General features: G+C 72.4%; 17 protein-coding genes. 8 read left to right on the forward strand and 9 right to left on the reverse strand.

Annotated features, from left to right (window positions below; translation table 11 throughout):
- The 6 genes from ACSW7Y_RS11650 to ACSW7Y_RS11675 all read left to right on the forward strand — a co-directional run.
- The coding region (locus ACSW7Y_RS11650) for a matrixin family metalloprotease (protein ID WP_438126444.1) at nt 1-399 on the forward strand (399 nt) is incomplete at its 5' end.
- A 58-nt stretch (nt 400-457) separates the two neighbouring features.
- Complete coding sequence (locus tag ACSW7Y_RS11655; protein WP_438126445.1) at nt 458-1,279, forward strand: glycosyltransferase family 2 protein; 822 nt, start codon at nt 458-460, stop codon at nt 1,277-1,279.
- Complete coding sequence (locus ACSW7Y_RS11660; protein WP_438126446.1) at nt 1,276-2,100, forward strand: endonuclease/exonuclease/phosphatase family protein; 825 nt, start codon at nt 1,276-1,278, stop codon at nt 2,098-2,100. The genes ACSW7Y_RS11655 and ACSW7Y_RS11660 overlap by 4 nt, the downstream gene beginning before the upstream one ends.
- Entirely contained in the window at nt 2,097-2,723 is a 627-nt protein-coding gene (locus tag ACSW7Y_RS11665) for a hypothetical protein (protein ID WP_438126447.1), read from the forward strand. The genes ACSW7Y_RS11660 and ACSW7Y_RS11665 overlap by 4 nt, the downstream gene beginning before the upstream one ends.
- Before the next feature lie 97 nt (nt 2,724-2,820).
- Nucleotides 2,821-3,516 carry a helix-turn-helix transcriptional regulator gene (locus ACSW7Y_RS11670; protein ID WP_438126448.1) on the forward strand — a complete coding sequence of 232 codons (696 nt, stop codon included), beginning with the start codon at nt 2,821-2,823 and terminating at the stop codon, nt 3,514-3,516.
- Between the two features lie 70 nt (nt 3,517-3,586).
- Complete coding sequence (locus tag ACSW7Y_RS11675) at nt 3,587-3,967, forward strand: VOC family protein (protein WP_438126449.1); 381 nt, start codon at nt 3,587-3,589, stop codon at nt 3,965-3,967.
- Between the two features lie 15 nt (nt 3,968-3,982).
- Here ACSW7Y_RS11675 and ACSW7Y_RS11680 read toward each other — a convergent pair whose 3' ends face one another.
- Complete coding sequence (locus tag ACSW7Y_RS11680) at nt 3,983-4,633, reverse strand: NAD(P)H-binding protein (RefSeq protein WP_438126450.1); 651 nt, start codon at nt 4,631-4,633, stop codon at nt 3,983-3,985.
- Nucleotides 4,634-4,667: 34 nt separating this feature from the next.
- On the reverse strand, nt 4,668-5,114 hold the full coding sequence (locus tag ACSW7Y_RS11685; protein WP_438126451.1) for an SRPBCC family protein: 447 nt from the start codon (nt 5,112-5,114) through the stop codon (nt 4,668-4,670).
- A gap of 130 nt (nt 5,115-5,244) precedes the next feature.
- On the opposite strand from ACSW7Y_RS11685, the gene ACSW7Y_RS11690 reads away from it, so the two are divergent.
- On the forward strand, nt 5,245-5,733 hold the full coding sequence (locus ACSW7Y_RS11690; RefSeq protein ID WP_438126452.1) for a DUF4126 family protein: 489 nt from the start codon (nt 5,245-5,247) through the stop codon (nt 5,731-5,733).
- Between the two features lie 175 nt (nt 5,734-5,908).
- On the opposite strand, the gene ACSW7Y_RS11695 is transcribed toward ACSW7Y_RS11690, so the two are convergent.
- Nucleotides 5,909-7,357 carry an MDR family MFS transporter gene (locus ACSW7Y_RS11695; protein ID WP_438126453.1) on the reverse strand — a complete coding sequence of 483 codons (1,449 nt, stop codon included), beginning with the start codon at nt 7,355-7,357 and terminating at the stop codon, nt 5,909-5,911.
- A gap of 68 nt (nt 7,358-7,425) precedes the next feature.
- Here ACSW7Y_RS11695 and ACSW7Y_RS11700 point away from each other — a divergent pair, with 68 nt between their 5' ends.
- Nucleotides 7,426-8,397 carry an NAD-dependent epimerase/dehydratase family protein gene (locus ACSW7Y_RS11700; RefSeq protein WP_438126454.1) on the forward strand — a complete coding sequence of 324 codons (972 nt, stop codon included), beginning with the start codon at nt 7,426-7,428 and terminating at the stop codon, nt 8,395-8,397.
- 18 nt (nt 8,398-8,415) lie between these two features.
- Here ACSW7Y_RS11700 and ACSW7Y_RS11705 read toward each other — a convergent pair whose 3' ends face one another.
- The 6 genes from ACSW7Y_RS11705 to ACSW7Y_RS11730 all read right to left on the reverse strand — a co-directional run.
- The gene (locus tag ACSW7Y_RS11705; RefSeq protein ID WP_438126455.1) at nt 8,416-8,622 is read right to left on the reverse strand and encodes a DUF2283 domain-containing protein; all 207 of its coding nucleotides are present in this window, start codon (nt 8,620-8,622) and stop codon (nt 8,416-8,418) included.
- A 1-nt stretch (nt 8,623) separates the two neighbouring features.
- On the reverse strand, nt 8,624-9,406 hold the full coding sequence (locus ACSW7Y_RS11710; protein WP_438126456.1) for a DUF4258 domain-containing protein: 783 nt from the start codon (nt 9,404-9,406) through the stop codon (nt 8,624-8,626).
- A 183-nt stretch (nt 9,407-9,589) separates the two neighbouring features.
- A complete protein-coding gene (locus ACSW7Y_RS11715) occupies nt 9,590-10,786 on the reverse strand; it encodes an MFS transporter (RefSeq protein WP_438126457.1) in 1,197 nt (398 codons plus the stop codon).
- The gene (locus ACSW7Y_RS11720) at nt 10,783-10,986 is read right to left on the reverse strand and encodes a hypothetical protein (RefSeq protein WP_438126458.1); all 204 of its coding nucleotides are present in this window, start codon (nt 10,984-10,986) and stop codon (nt 10,783-10,785) included. The genes ACSW7Y_RS11715 and ACSW7Y_RS11720 overlap by 4 nt, the downstream gene beginning before the upstream one ends.
- A gap of 102 nt (nt 10,987-11,088) precedes the next feature.
- Entirely contained in the window at nt 11,089-11,967 is an 879-nt protein-coding gene (locus tag ACSW7Y_RS11725) for a helix-turn-helix transcriptional regulator (RefSeq protein WP_438126459.1), read from the reverse strand.
- Nucleotides 11,968-12,068: 101 nt separating this feature from the next.
- Nucleotides 12,069-13,258: PQQ-dependent sugar dehydrogenase (locus tag ACSW7Y_RS11730; protein WP_438126460.1), on the reverse strand; the 1,190-nt coding region annotated here is incomplete at its 5' end.

The raw sequence follows: 13,258 nt of genomic DNA on the forward strand, positions 1-13,258 counted from the left end.
TCGACGGCGGCGGACGCGTACGCCGGCACGACGACGCAGGCCTACAACGTGACCATCAAGGGTGGCTGCTCGGCGAACAACGGGTCGAGCGTCGTGGGGTGGGGGTACCTGCCGGTCGGGACCCTCGGCGTGACGTGCGTCTGGTACGACCAGAACGGTGTCGCCAAGGAGGCCGACCAGCGGTACAACACGAAGTACTCGTGGAGCACCGCCTCGACGTGCTCCGGGACCCGCTACGACGTGCAGGCCGTCGCGACGCACGAGTGGGGGCACCTGTACGGCCTCGGCCACGTGGCGACCGGCACCGGCCAGGTCATGGAGCCGTCGATGGGCCCGTGTGCTCTCGGGTCCCGGACGCTCGGCCGTGGTGACATGGTCGGCATCGCAGCGAAGTACTGACCGCGCTCGTCGGCCGACCGTCACGGCCGCCCAGTCGCGTCCTGGTTGAGTCGGGAGCATGGCAGTGCCCCCGTCCGTCACGGTCGTCGTCCCCGTGCTCGACGACGCGGAGCACCTGCGTGCGTGCCTGGCCGCCGTGCTGCGCCAGACCCGATCGGCGGACGAGGTCGTCGTCGTCGACAACGGCAGCACCGACGACAGCGTCCGGGTGGCGCTCGAGGCCGGAGCACGGGTCGTGCACGAGCTCCGGCGCGGCATCGCCTCGGCTGCGAGCACCGGGTACGACGCGGCCACCGGCGACGTCGTCGCCCGGATCGACGCCGACACGATCGTGCCGGACGACTGGCTGGAACGCGCGCTGCCGTGGTTCGACGACCCGCTCGTCACCGCGGTCACCGGACCGGGCGAGTTCCGCGACCTCGGGCCGGTCGCCTCGGCGTTCTGGCGGACGATGTACATGCGCGCCTACTTCGCGACCATGACCGCCGCCCTCGGACGCCCGCCGCTGTACGGCTCGAACGCCCTGTTCCGCCGATCGGCCTGGCGCGCGGTGCGGCACCGCGTGCACCGCGACGACCCACGGGTGCACGACGACGTCGACCTCTCGCTGCAGTTCGACCCTCGGTGGCGGACCGTGCTCGACCGGACGCTCGTCGTCACCGTGTCGGGCAGCCCGGTCCGAGACCCGCGGGGCCTGCTCCGACGGACACTCAAGGCCCAGCACACCCTGGTGGCGTCGGGGCTCCGCGCCGTGCCGCCAGGGCGACTGCTGCGACGCTTCCGGCACGAGACCCTCCCGGTACCGACCGGCCCCGTGCCCGCCCGACGGGGCACCGAGGCCTCCTCGGCCCCGGAGCCCGCCGCCGAGGTCCCCGCGTGACCGACGCCCCCGACCTGCACTGCACGACCCTCAACGTGCGACGCCCGGTCCCGCACCTGCGCCGCGACCACGCGGACGCCTGGGGCAACCGCCGTGGGGCGCTCGCCGCGTTCCTCGACGCCGAACGACCGACGGTCCTGGCCGTCCAGGAGGCCGTCCCCGCTCAGCTCGACACCGTGAGCGCAACGCTCGGTCCGCGCTGGACGGCCGTCGTCGCCGCCCGCAGCCGCGCCCGTGACGCCGAACACGTCGGACTCTTCCTCGACGCCGAGCGACTGCGCGTGGTCGACCGCCGCACGACGGCGCTGTCACGACGACCGGACCGGATCGGCTCGCGGTCCTGGGGCAGCCTCTTCCCGCGGATCGCCGTCACCGCGGTGGTCGACGACCTCGCCACCGGGGTGCGCTTCACCGCGATCGCGACCCACCTCGATCCGTTCTCCCCCCTCGCGCTCCGGAACGGCGCCCGGCTCGTCGGCAGCCTCGCCCGCGGCGCCGGGACCCCCGTGGTGGCGATGGCGGACTGGAACGCGTCCGAGCGGTCCGGGGTCGCCCGCGCGCTCGGAGCTGCCGGTCTCGTCGACACGTGGGACCTCGCCGAGGTGCACGACTCCCCCGCGGTCGGCACGTACACGAACCACCGCTCGCCCCGACCCGGCGGCGCGCGCCTCGACCGCGTCCTGGTGCGCGAGGGCGACAGCGGCGGCGCGGACGTCCGCGCTCGCGTACGGTCCGCGGCGATCACCACGGGCCCGCCCGGTGGTCCGGCGTTCTCGGACCACGCGGCCGTCTCCGCCGTCCTCCGCTGGGAGGCCGTGTGACCACCCGCGCCCTGCTCCGGACCCTCGGACCGACCTTCCTCCGGCCACCACGCGGAGCCGAGTGGGCGGCCGACGTCGTCCGGGTGCTCGTCGCACTGAGCGTGCCGGTCGCGGGCATCGGGTGGGGAGCGATCGACCTCGCCGTCGCCATGCTCGCGCTCCTCGGGGCCGTGGTGCCGCGGATGCTCGGGCTCCGACCCGCGTTCGACCTCGCCGTCGGGGTGCTCTCCTCCGTCGCCGCGTGGAGCAGCACGCTCGACTGGTACACGACGGTGCCCGGGTGGGACAAGGCCGTGCACGTCGTGCTCGTGGGACTGCTCGGCGTCCTCCTGTGCCTGATCGCGTCCGACCTGGGCGTGCTGCAGGACGTGCGGACGCTGTCGGTCGCCGCCCTCGTCGTGGTCTGCGGAGCGGCCGGCCTCGCGATCGGCGATGTGTGGGAGATCGGCGAGTGGGTCGGGCACACGTACCTCGACGCGTCGATCTTCGTCGGGTACGACGACACGATCGGCGACCTGGCGGCCGACTTCGTCGGCGCGCTCGCGGGCGGGGCACTGCTCCGGTGGGCAGCGTCGGACCGGCGCGTGGTCCAGCCCGGGGACCGCCCTACGATCGTGGGATGACCGACCGCCGCACCGATCCTTCGGCGGACGCCGTCCACCGGCCGGGAGGCCCGTGGCGGGGCTGCACCGTGCCTCCCGTCCGCCTCCTGGTCACCCCGTGAACCGCACCGACCGGCTCTACGCGCTGGTGGAGGCACTCCGCGCGGTCGCGCCGCGACCGCTGAGCGCCCGCCGCCTCGCGGAACGGTTCGAGGTGAGTGTCCGCACCGTCGAGCGCGACCTCTCCGCCCTGCAGCAGGCGGGTGTGCCGATCTGGGCCGAGCCGGGCCGGACCGGCGGCTACTGCCTCGATCGTGCGCACACCCTCGCGCCGCTCGGCCTGACCGTGGACGAGGCGCTCGCCGTCACCGTCGGTCTCGGCGCCCTCGCGACCGGGCCGTTCCGCGACGCCGCCGCGAGCGCCCTCGGGAAGGTGCACGCCGCGACCCGCGACGAGCGGCTCGCGGAGTCACTCGCCGTCGCCCGGCGGATCGCGTTCCTCGAACCCGAGGACGACACCCCGGCGGGCGACGTCGTGACCGCGGCACTGCGCGACGGCGAGGTCCTCCGGCTCCGCTACCGCGACCGGGACGACGAGCCGAGCGACCGCGAGGTCGAGCCCCTCGGCTACGTCGTCCGCGACGGCGTCTGGTACCTCGTCGCCTGGTGCCGGCTGCGGCGTGCCGTGCGCGCCTTCCGTGCCGGGCGGATCGAGTCGCTCGACCCCACGGGTGAGCACGCGCCACCGCGACCGTTCCGGGCAGACGATCTCGACATCCCGCACGGGGTCACCCGGCACGCGGTCGAGGACTGACCGCGCTGCCCGTCGCGCCGTCGGGAATCACCGACAGGACGGTGTCGCGGAGCGCCCCCACACTGCCGACATGGCATTCGCATCGATCCGCATCATCACCGACGACCTCGACCGACTCGTCACCTTCTACGAACAGGTCACCGGCACCACGGCCCACCGACCGGCGCCCGTGTTCGCGGAGTTCCGCGGGGACCACGGTCCCGTGCTCGCGATCGGCTCCACCGCCACCGTGGCGATGCTCGGCGACCGCGCTCCGCGGCCCGGCAGCAACGACTCGGTGCTCGTCGAGTTCGAGGTCGACGACGTGGACGCCGAGTTCGCGCGGCTGCGTGACGTGCTCGACGACGTCGTCCTCGAACCGACGACGATGCCGTGGGGGAACCGCTCGACGCTGTTCCGCGACCCCGACGGCACCGTCGTCAACCTGTTCAGCCGACCGACCGGGGCCTGACCGGCCGGCCGGGCATCACTCCGCCGCGGTCCGCAGGAACGTGGCGATGTCCGTGGACCCGCCGTTGAAGCGGACGGTGTGCCCAGCCGTGGACGGGTCCTCGACGACGTCGGCGACCACGTGCGCGACATCGCCACGGGGAACCTTCGACGACGAGCCGTCCCAGTCGACGCGGCCGGTGGGCTCGTCGTCGGTGAGGGTGCTCGGCGCGACCACGGTCCACGCGAGCCCGGAGTCGCGGAGCACCGCGTCCGCCACGTACTTCGACTGCGCGTACGCGAAGAAGTCGTCGTCCTGGGGCACGCCGTGGTCGAGCACCGATCCGGACCACGACACCATGACGTACCGGTCGACCCCGGCGCGGGCGGCCGCCTGCACGGTCAGCACCGCGGCGTCACGGTCGATCGCGTAGGTGCGGTCGGCGGACCCGCCACCGGCTCCTGCCGACCACACCACGGCGTCGTGCCCGCGGACGAGGTCGGTGAACGACTCGAGGGTCTGCTCCTGGATGTCCGCGACGCGGGGCTCGCCCCCGTGCGCCCGGACCTCGTCCGACTGGTCGGCGTCGCGGATGACGGACGTGACGGTGTGGCCGCGGTCGCTGAGGATCTTCGTCGCGAGGAGCGCGACCTTGCCGTGACCGCCGAAGAGGATGACGTTGCTCATCACCCGGACGGTACCCGGCGGGCCTCCATGCGACTCAGCCGCGCTCGACGACGTCCCGGAGCTGCCGCAGCCCCTTCTCGAAGTCCGGACCCAGGAGCTTCTCGAGCGGGAACACCCGGGTCATGAACGTCCGTGGGCTCTCCATCCGCCAGACGACATCCGTGCCGGAGCCGGACGGGACGAGCTCGAACCGGGAGACGCTGCTCGACCGGAACGGCTTCGTGAAGTCCAGTGCGACGACGACCCCGTCCGGGCCGACCTCGGTGACCCGCATGCTGCCGGCCCCGGCCTTCCGGTTGCCCGACCACGCGTACGTCGCCCCCACGGTCCCCGGTTCGCCGGTGTACTCGCGGTGGAGGTCGGGGTCGGCACCCTCCCACGGTGACCACGCGCGCCACCGGGTGAGGTCCGCGACGTGCGGCAGGACGGCGGCGGGCGGGGCCGCGACGTGCTCCCGCCGCTCCACGGTGATCGTGCTCATGCGCCGATGGTAGGAGCACCGCGGCGCCCGCGGTAGGGGCGCGCGACGGCTGTGGAGAGGCGACACCTCCCAGCACGGGGTGCGTACCGTCACGAGCGGACCACGACGCGTCAGCCAGGAGGAGACACCGATGAGCACCGACCACGAACAGCGAACCCTCGTCCGGACGCTCGCGCTGGGCGTCCTGAGCGGTGGCCGCAGCGCCACGCCCCTCGCCGTGCTCGCGCTGAACCACGACAACGCGAAGCTCTCCGGGGCGTGGCAGGACTGGAAGGTCTTCGCGACGCCGCTGGGCCGCGGACTCCTCGTCGCCGGCGCGGTGGGCGAGCTCATCGGCGACAAGCTCCCCGCGACGCCGAGCCGCATCGGGTTCCCGGCGATCCTCGGACGGGTCGCCTCGGGTGCCCTCGCAGGTGCGGCGCTCGGCACGACCGGTCGCAAGAACCTCGTCGTCGAGGGCGCGATCCTCGGCGGCGTGGGTGCGATCGTCGGCACCTTCGTCGGCTGGGCGGCGCGCAAGGCCGTCGGCGGTGTGACGCACCTGCCGGACCCGGTGGTGGCGCTCGCCGAGGACGCCGCCGTGATCGCCGGCTCCGTGAAGGCCGTCACCGCGGACTGACGCGGCGGTGCCGCGGGCGAGCCGAGTCTCGTGGTGAGCGACGAGTCTGGTGCTGGCGAGCACGAGACTCGTCGTTGTGCGCGAGCCTCGTGATGCCGCGCACACGACCAGCAACCGGACTGGAGGCACGGGGCGGGCCCGCACCGTGCCTCCAGGCCGTCATGTGGTGACCACCTCAGGCGGTTGCAGGCTCCGCCCCGGCCGGTGCCTCCGCACGCCGACGGTGCGCCGGCATGAACGACACCGCCACGAGCAGCACGAGCGCGATGACCGCGATCGACACGAACACCAGGTGCATCGCCGTCATGAGGCCGGGCCCCTCCGGCGCTCCGGCCGCGTTCAGCCGCACGTGCGCATTGACGACCGCGCCGAACACCGCGACGCCGATCGCCGAGCCCATCGAACGCGCGAACATGTTCGTGCCCGTCACCGCTCCGCGCTCGTCGTGAGCAGCCGACGACTGCGCCGCGATCAGGGTCGGGACGGCCGTGAGGCCCATGCCGGCCCCGACGACGAAGCAGAACAGCGCGACGAGCCACACCGACGAGGCCGATCCGAGCACGATCGTCAGCGCCGCGCCGAGCAGCACCAGCGACGACCCGATGAGCGCCGTCACGCGGAAGCCCCAGCGGAGGTAGAACCGGCCGGCCTGCGACGCCGAGATCGGCCACCCGAGCGTCAGCGCCGCGAGGGCGAAGCCGGCGACCAACGCCGACGTGCCGAGGACGTCCTGCGCGTAGATCGGGACGTACGTCGAGAGCCCCATCACGATGACGCCGATCACCAGGGACGCGATCGTGGAGGCCGCCACCACCCGCCGACGCAGGAGTGCGAGCGAGAAGATCGGGTGTTCGGTCCGGAGCTCCACGACGATGAACACCGCGAGGAACACGATCGCGGCGGAGAAGATGCCGATCGAGGCGCCTGAGTCCCACGCCCACGTGGTCCCGCCCTCGAGGAGCCCGAGCAGCAGCGCGGTCGTCCCGAGCGTCAGCAGCACGGCTCCCGGGTGGTCGATGCGCTGCCGGGCCCGGTCCGTCGCGCGCTGTTCCGTGTACGCCCGGACGAGCATGAACGCGGCGACGAGCGCCAGCGGGACGTTGATCCAGAAGATCCAGCGCCAGGCGCCGAGCTCGCTGAACAGCCCTCCCAGCGTCGGGCCGACCACCGACGAGATGCCCCACACCGACGCGAGGTACCCCTGGGTCTTCGCCCGCTCCTCCAGCGTGTAGATGTCGCTCGTGATCGTCATCGAGATCGGCAGCACGGCACCGGCGCCGAGACCCTGCACGACCCGGCCCGCGATGAGCGCCGGCATCGACCAGGCGGCACCGCACAGCACCGATCCGAGCAGGAAGAGCCCGATGCCGACGAGGAGCAGACGCTTCCGGCCGAGCACGTCCGCGAGTCGCCCGTAGATCGGCACCGACACCGCCTGGGCGAGCAGGTACACCGAGAACAGCCACGGGAGCTGCTGGAAGTGTCCGAGGTCCCGAGCGATCGACGTCGACGCGGTGGCGATGATCGTCGAGTCCAGGGCGACCAGCGCGGTCGCGAGCATGAGGGAGAGCAGGATCGGCCCGCGCTCGGAGCGCAGGCCCACACCACCGGATCGTGCAGCCATGCGGGCAGCAAGTCCGTTCCGCGTCGGAACATTCCGCTGCGCAGGGCAGGAGGCCTAGCGTGGCCGTCATGCGCATCGTCGTCATCGGGGCCACCGGCCACATCGGCACCTTCCTCGTCCCGCGTCTCGTCCGGTCCGGCCACGACGTCGTGGTCGTCTCCCGCGGCACCCGTTCGGCCTACGTCGACGCCCCGGAGTGGGAGCGGGTCGAACGGGTCACCGCCGACCGCGAACAGGAGGACCGCGACGGGACCTTCGGGCGCCGCATCGCCGAGCTGCGCGCCGACGCGGTGATCGACCTCGTGTGCTTCACCGTCGACAGCGCCCGCGCGATGCTCGACGCCCTCCGCGGGACGGACACGCACCTCGTGCACTGCGGCTCCATCTGGCGCGCCGGCGTCTCGTACGTGCTGCCGATCACCGAGGAGAACGCGACGCCGCCGTTCGGCGAGTACGGCGAGCAGAAGGACGTGATCGCCCGGTTGTACAAGGAGGAAACCGCATCAGGCGGTGTCGCGACGACCACCCTGCACCCGGGCCACATCAGCGGGCCGGGCTGGGTGCCGATCGGTCCGCTCGGCAACCTCGACACCTCCGTCATCACCCGCCTCTCCGCGGGCGAGCCGGTGGAGGTGCCGGGCTTCGGTGCCGAGTCGATGGCGCACGTGCACGCCGACGACGTCGCGCAGGCGTTCCAGCTCGCGGTCGAGCACCGGGACGCAGCGGTGGGTGAGGACTGCTTCGTCACGGCCCCGACGGCGCTCACCGTCCGCGGGTACGCCCACCTGGTCGCGTCGTGGTTCGGCCAGGAGGCACGGCTCGAGTCCGTGACGTGGGACCGGTTCCGGGAGACCACGGCCCCCGACGACGCCGACGCCAGTCGGCAGCACCTGTCGCGGTCGCAGGTGTTCAGCCTCGACAAGACCCGGCGGGTGCTCGGGTACGAGCCCGCGTACACGGCCGCGGCGACGGTGCTCGACGCGGTGCGGTGGCTCGTCGACAACGGCGAGGTCGAGGTGGCGCGGCCGCTGGTCGTCTGACGGGCGGCCGCGCCAGCGTCAACGACCGAGGTCCTCGCTCCGGAGTGACCTGCTCGCGTCCAAGATCTCGAAGCCGAGGATCTTGTCGTCCGCGTCGTAGTCGATGATGACCCTCGGGATGCCGCCGTCCTCGATCGTCACCTGCCGGACTGCTTCGCCTGGCCCGACGGGCGCTCCGAGCGTGAGGTAGACAGCATCGGCTTCTGCGTCGTACTCGAAGTGCATCTCAACCCCTCGTCACGGTGATGATGTTGCCGGACTTGTTGTCCACCACCACTCGGACCCGATTCTTCCCCGTGCCCTGCGTGAAGACGGACGTTCCCTTGTTCCCAGCGGAACGTTTGCCGTTCTGGACGACCTGCTTGATCAGCGCCTGACTGACTCCGCGTTTTGCCGCCTGGGCGAGCGCATGCCGGGTCAGGTGCGCCATCACGAGCAGCGCTGGGATCCAGAACGGGTCGGCGACGACCGGGAACCTGGTGCTTGCGTCGGGCTGAACATGCTGAACAAGCGTCGATCCGTCGACCTCGAAGTGCGTGGGCACGGCGTTTCCGGCAGCGTCGACGGCCCATGGTTCTCCGACGATGCCGAGGAGATCGCCATCGGCGTTCCGCACCGTCACGCCACCGTCCTCGAGCGGGATCAGTTCCGTTCCGTCCTCGAAATCGAACGCGAACCGCGCCGGGTCAGTTCCACCGTCGGCGAGGTGCAGCAGCGCGCGCCATGCGCCGTCACCCTGATCCTCGACGGCGAGAGCGCGCGAGCCGTGCGCTGTCGGGTTGTCGATGCCGAGGGCAGCGCTCGCGAGCGGGAGCCGTACTTCGACACTGCCGTCGGGGGACGGTGCCGTCAGGGAGCGGCCATCCAGGGACAGCTGTCCCTCGGGTACCGAGGGCGTGTCGACGTATCCGTCCGGCTGGGCTGCCACGGCGCGTTCGAGGTCGTCGACTCGTGGGTCGATCGGGCTCGGAGCCACGCTGGTGAGGGCGAGTGTGGCGGCAGTGATCATGGCCAGTGGAATCGCGAACATCTTCTCTCTCTCCGTTGAGCTGAGTAGTGGACGCTAAAGTATCAGATTCATCAGACGCGTGCGTGCCTGCGAACTGAGTCCCGCAGCCGGACAGGAGACGTGCTCGAACCGACGGGCGACACGGTCGGGATCGGGGCCAGCGGGTTGATCGATCTGACCCGATCAGTGACCGGCGGTGACGACGAGCCCGCGGCGCCGGTGCACCGCCCACACGGTGAGTGCGAAGCCGAGGAGCACGGCACCACCGACCGTCACCGCCGTCCACCCGCCGACGTTCCAGAGCACCGAGGCCACGGCCGACCCGATCGCACCGCCGACGAAGTTCCCGGTCACGAACGCCGTGTTGAGCCGGCTCCGCGCGGCCGGGTCGATCGCGAAGAGTCGCGTCTGGTTGAGCACGTTCGCCGCCTGCACCCCGACGTCGAGCAGCACGACCGCGACGAGCACGACGACGATCGACCGGGCGCCGAGCCCGGCGACCACGAGTGACACGAGGACGAGGGCGAGCGCTCCACCGGTGACCGGGACGGAGAGGCCCCGGTCGTGGAGTCGTCCGACGCGCTGGGCCGCCACCGCACCGGCGAGCCCGGCCAGCCCGACGAGGCCGATCGCCGAGGTCGAGTACCCGTAGGGCTCGCCGCTCAGCAGGAACGTCAGGGCCGTCCAGAACATCGTGAACACCGCGAACACCGTCGCGCTGATCACCAGCGTGACGCGGACGGAGCGGTGTGCGGCGAGGGCGCGGAACACGGAGGCGATGAGACGTGGGTACGCGACGCGATCGCGGCGCTCGAGCGCGGGCACCGCACGGTGCAGGAGCACCGCGAACACGAGCGCAGCGACCGCGGCGACGACGTAGATCGCACGCCACCCGAAGGCATCCGCGACGAGTCCGCTCACCGTCCGGGACACGAGGATGCCGGTCAGGACGCCCGAGGCGATCGTGCCGACGACCCGGCCCCGCGACGCCGGATCGGCGAGATCGCCGGCGAGCGGGATGAGCAGCTGCCCGGCGACCGTCGTGAGCCCCACGAGTGCGAGGGCGACGAGCAGGACCGCGAACGAAGGGGCGACGGCGGCGAACAGGAGCGCGACGGCCGAGGCGACGAGCACACCGGGGATCAACCGCTTGCGGTCGAGCACGTCGCCGAGCGGCACCACCAGCAGGATGCCGAGGGCGTACCCGACCTGGGTGAGGGTGACGAGCAGACCGGCCAGCGCGGCGGACGTGCCGAGCGACGACACGATGTCGTCGAGCAGGGGCTGCGCCCAGTACAGGTTGCCGACGGCCGCCCCGCCCGCGACGGCGAACAGCAGCGTGCGACCCGGCGTCATCCCGGCCCGGACCTGGTCGGTCACCGGCGGAAGAGCTCGGCGAAGGCAGCCGCGCTCGGAGTGAGCCGGACGGCGGCCTCGGCGCGCACCCGGTCCTCCCGGGCGCGGTCACGGGTCAGCTCGTGGAGCTCCTGCTCCGCCTGCCAGCGGAAGCGGAGGCGTGCCCAGAACGACGCGTCGGCAGCGGTCGTGCGGGGGGTGTCGACGGACGAGGTGTCGGTCATGCGTCGTCCTTCCGGGATAGTGGTCGGTTCCCCACGCTACGAGCGCCGTGCTGTCCGAGACAGGGGCTGGTGACACCCCTCACGGCAGGACCACCTGCGGCGTCACACGAGCGTGCGGGCACGCTCCCCGATGCGTTCCGTCGCAGCCCACGACGCGAGCACCCGGAGGGCGTCGGCGGTGGGGCTGCCCGGGGTCGCCGGGTAGATCGTCAGGGAGAGCCCCGGGTCCTCGGCGAGCTCCAGCGTCTGGAAGTGCAGCTCGAGCGGTCCGACGACCGGGTGCCGGAAGGCCTTGACGCCCGCGTAGTGCCGCCGGACGTCGTGCGACGCCCAGAGGTCCCGGAACCCGTCGCTCCGCATCGACAGCTCCCCGATGAGCGCCGCGAGGTCCTTGTCGTGCGGGCTCCGGCCGGCCTCACGGCGCAGGATCGCGACGTTCGTGTGCGCGGCGCGTTGCCAGTCCGGGTAGAACTCCCGGGCGACCGGGTGCAGGAAGATGAAGCGCGAGAAGTTCATCGGCCGGTCCGGGGAGTCGACCTGGACGGAGTGCATGGCGTACCCGAGGTCGTTCGCCGCGACGATGTCCTGCCGGTTGTTGAGGATCATCGCCGGCGCGTCCGTGATGACGTCGAGCAGGTACTGCAGCTCCGGGCGCACCGCCGCGACCGGGGTGGTCCGCCCGGCCCGCCTCGGGGAGTCGTTCTGGTGCTTCGCGAGGTCCCGGAGGTGTTCGTGCTCGGCCCCGTCGAGCTGCAAGGCTCCGGCGATCGCGTCGAGCACGCTGTCCGAGACGCCCTGGAGGTTCCCCCGCTCGAGTCGGGTGTAGTAGTCGATGCTCACGCCCGCGAGCCGTGCGACCTCCTCCCGCCGGAGTCCCGACACGCGCCGACGCCCGCCGAAGGTCTCGACACCGGCCTGCTCCGGGGTGATGCGGGCGCGGCGGCTCGAGAGGAAGTCGCGGGCTTCGTCACGGTGGTCCATGCCGTCACCGTACTTCCGCGGTCGCGCAGCGTGCGAGGTGCTGCCGGAACCCCTGTTCAGCCGCCGGGCGGCGGTCCGGCGGCGGGCAGGGTGGGGCCGCCTCAGCCCCGGGACAGCGGGACGGAGACGATGCGGTCGTCGTCGTCCTGCGGGTCACCCCGTCCGTCGGTGTTGTTCGTCACGAACCAGAGCACACCCGCCGGGCCCTCGAGCACGGTGCGGATGCGGCCGAAGTCGCCGCCGAACCACTCGGTCGACTGCGACGGGTCCGACACGGGGACCGCCCGGACGGACTCGCCCTGCAGGTTCGCCACGAAGACCGTGTCACCGACCACCGCGAGGCCACTCGGGGACGCGTCGCTCGTGGCCCACTGCTGCACGGGGTCGACGAACCCCTCGCCGGTGCCGCCCTTCCCCTCGAACTCCGGCCAGCCGTGGTTCGAGCCCTTCTCGACGACGTTGAGCTCGTCCCAGGTGTTCTGCCCGAACTCGGCGGCGAACATCGTGCCGTCCGCGGCCCAGCCCATGCCCTGCACGTTGCGGTGCCCGAGGCTCCACACGTACGAGTCCGGGAACGGGTTCGCCGCCGGGACGTCCCCGTCGGACGTCATCCGCAGGATCTTCCCCGCGAGGGAGTCGCGGTCCTGCGCATCGGGTCCGTTGCCGGCGTCCCCCACGCTCGCGTAGAGCATGCCGTCCGGGCCGAACGCGATCCGCCCGCCGTTGTGGATGCCGCTCGACGGCAACCCGTCGAGGATCGTGGTGGCGTCGCCGAGGCCGTACGAGCCCGTGTCGCCCGTGAGCGCGAAGCGTTGGATGCGGTTGCCGTCCTCGGCGGTCGAGTACACGTACAGGTCGCCGTCGTGGAGCGCGAGTCCGAGCAGTCCGCCCTCGCCGCCGGACCGGACCCCGGGGACCGTGCCGACCTCCCGCGTGCTGCCGTCCGCCGCGAGTTCGAGCACCTTCGCCGAGTCGCGCTCGCTGATGAGTGCCTCGGGGCCGTCGCCCGTGCGGACGACCGACCATGGTGCGTCGAGTCCGGTCGCGACGTCGGCGGTCTCGCCGTCGGGCACCAGGGATGCAACTGTCGTCGTCGACGAGGGCATCGGACCGGCTGTCTCCGTCCGCGGCAGGGTCCGGGCGCCGCCGTCGGTGCAGGCCGACAGGACGAGGGCAGTGACGGCGGCCGCGCCGACGGCGGTCCAGGTGCGGCGGGTGGTCGTGTGCACGGTGTGCCTCCCGGGGTCGTGCCCCGATTGCACACGCTCCGGTCGTGAGGAGCCTGTACGGG

The sequence above is a fragment of the Curtobacterium flaccumfaciens genome (assembly GCF_051548005.1).
Lineage (GTDB): Bacteria > Actinomycetota > Actinomycetes > Actinomycetales > Microbacteriaceae > Curtobacterium.

Excerpts from the sequence above, each read along its gene's own strand:
- ACSW7Y_RS11655 (WP_438126445.1), top strand. The coding sequence starts at position 458 with ATGGCAGTGCCCCCGTCCGTCACGGTCGTCGTCCCCGTGCTCGACGAC.
- ACSW7Y_RS11675 (WP_438126449.1), top strand. The coding sequence starts at position 3,587 with ATGGCATTCGCATCGATCCGCATCATCACCGACGACCTCGACCGACTC.
- ACSW7Y_RS11680 (WP_438126450.1), bottom strand. The coding sequence starts at position 4,633 with ATGAGCAACGTCATCCTCTTCGGCGGTCACGGCAAGGTCGCGCTCCTC.
- ACSW7Y_RS11685 (WP_438126451.1), bottom strand. The coding sequence starts at position 5,114 with ATGAGCACGATCACCGTGGAGCGGCGGGAGCACGTCGCGGCCCCGCCC.
- ACSW7Y_RS11690 (WP_438126452.1), top strand. The coding sequence starts at position 5,245 with ATGAGCACCGACCACGAACAGCGAACCCTCGTCCGGACGCTCGCGCTG.
- ACSW7Y_RS11695 (WP_438126453.1), bottom strand. The coding sequence starts at position 7,357 with ATGGCTGCACGATCCGGTGGTGTGGGCCTGCGCTCCGAGCGCGGGCCG.
- ACSW7Y_RS11700 (WP_438126454.1), top strand. The coding sequence starts at position 7,426 with ATGCGCATCGTCGTCATCGGGGCCACCGGCCACATCGGCACCTTCCTC.
- ACSW7Y_RS11705 (WP_438126455.1), bottom strand. The coding sequence starts at position 8,622 with ATGCACTTCGAGTACGACGCAGAAGCCGATGCTGTCTACCTCACGCTC.
- ACSW7Y_RS11710 (WP_438126456.1), bottom strand. The coding sequence starts at position 9,406 with ATGATCACTGCCGCCACACTCGCCCTCACCAGCGTGGCTCCGAGCCCG.
- ACSW7Y_RS11720 (WP_438126458.1), bottom strand. The coding sequence starts at position 10,986 with ATGACCGACACCTCGTCCGTCGACACCCCCCGCACGACCGCTGCCGAC.
- ACSW7Y_RS11725 (WP_438126459.1), bottom strand. The coding sequence starts at position 11,967 with ATGGACCACCGTGACGAAGCCCGCGACTTCCTCTCGAGCCGCCGCGCC.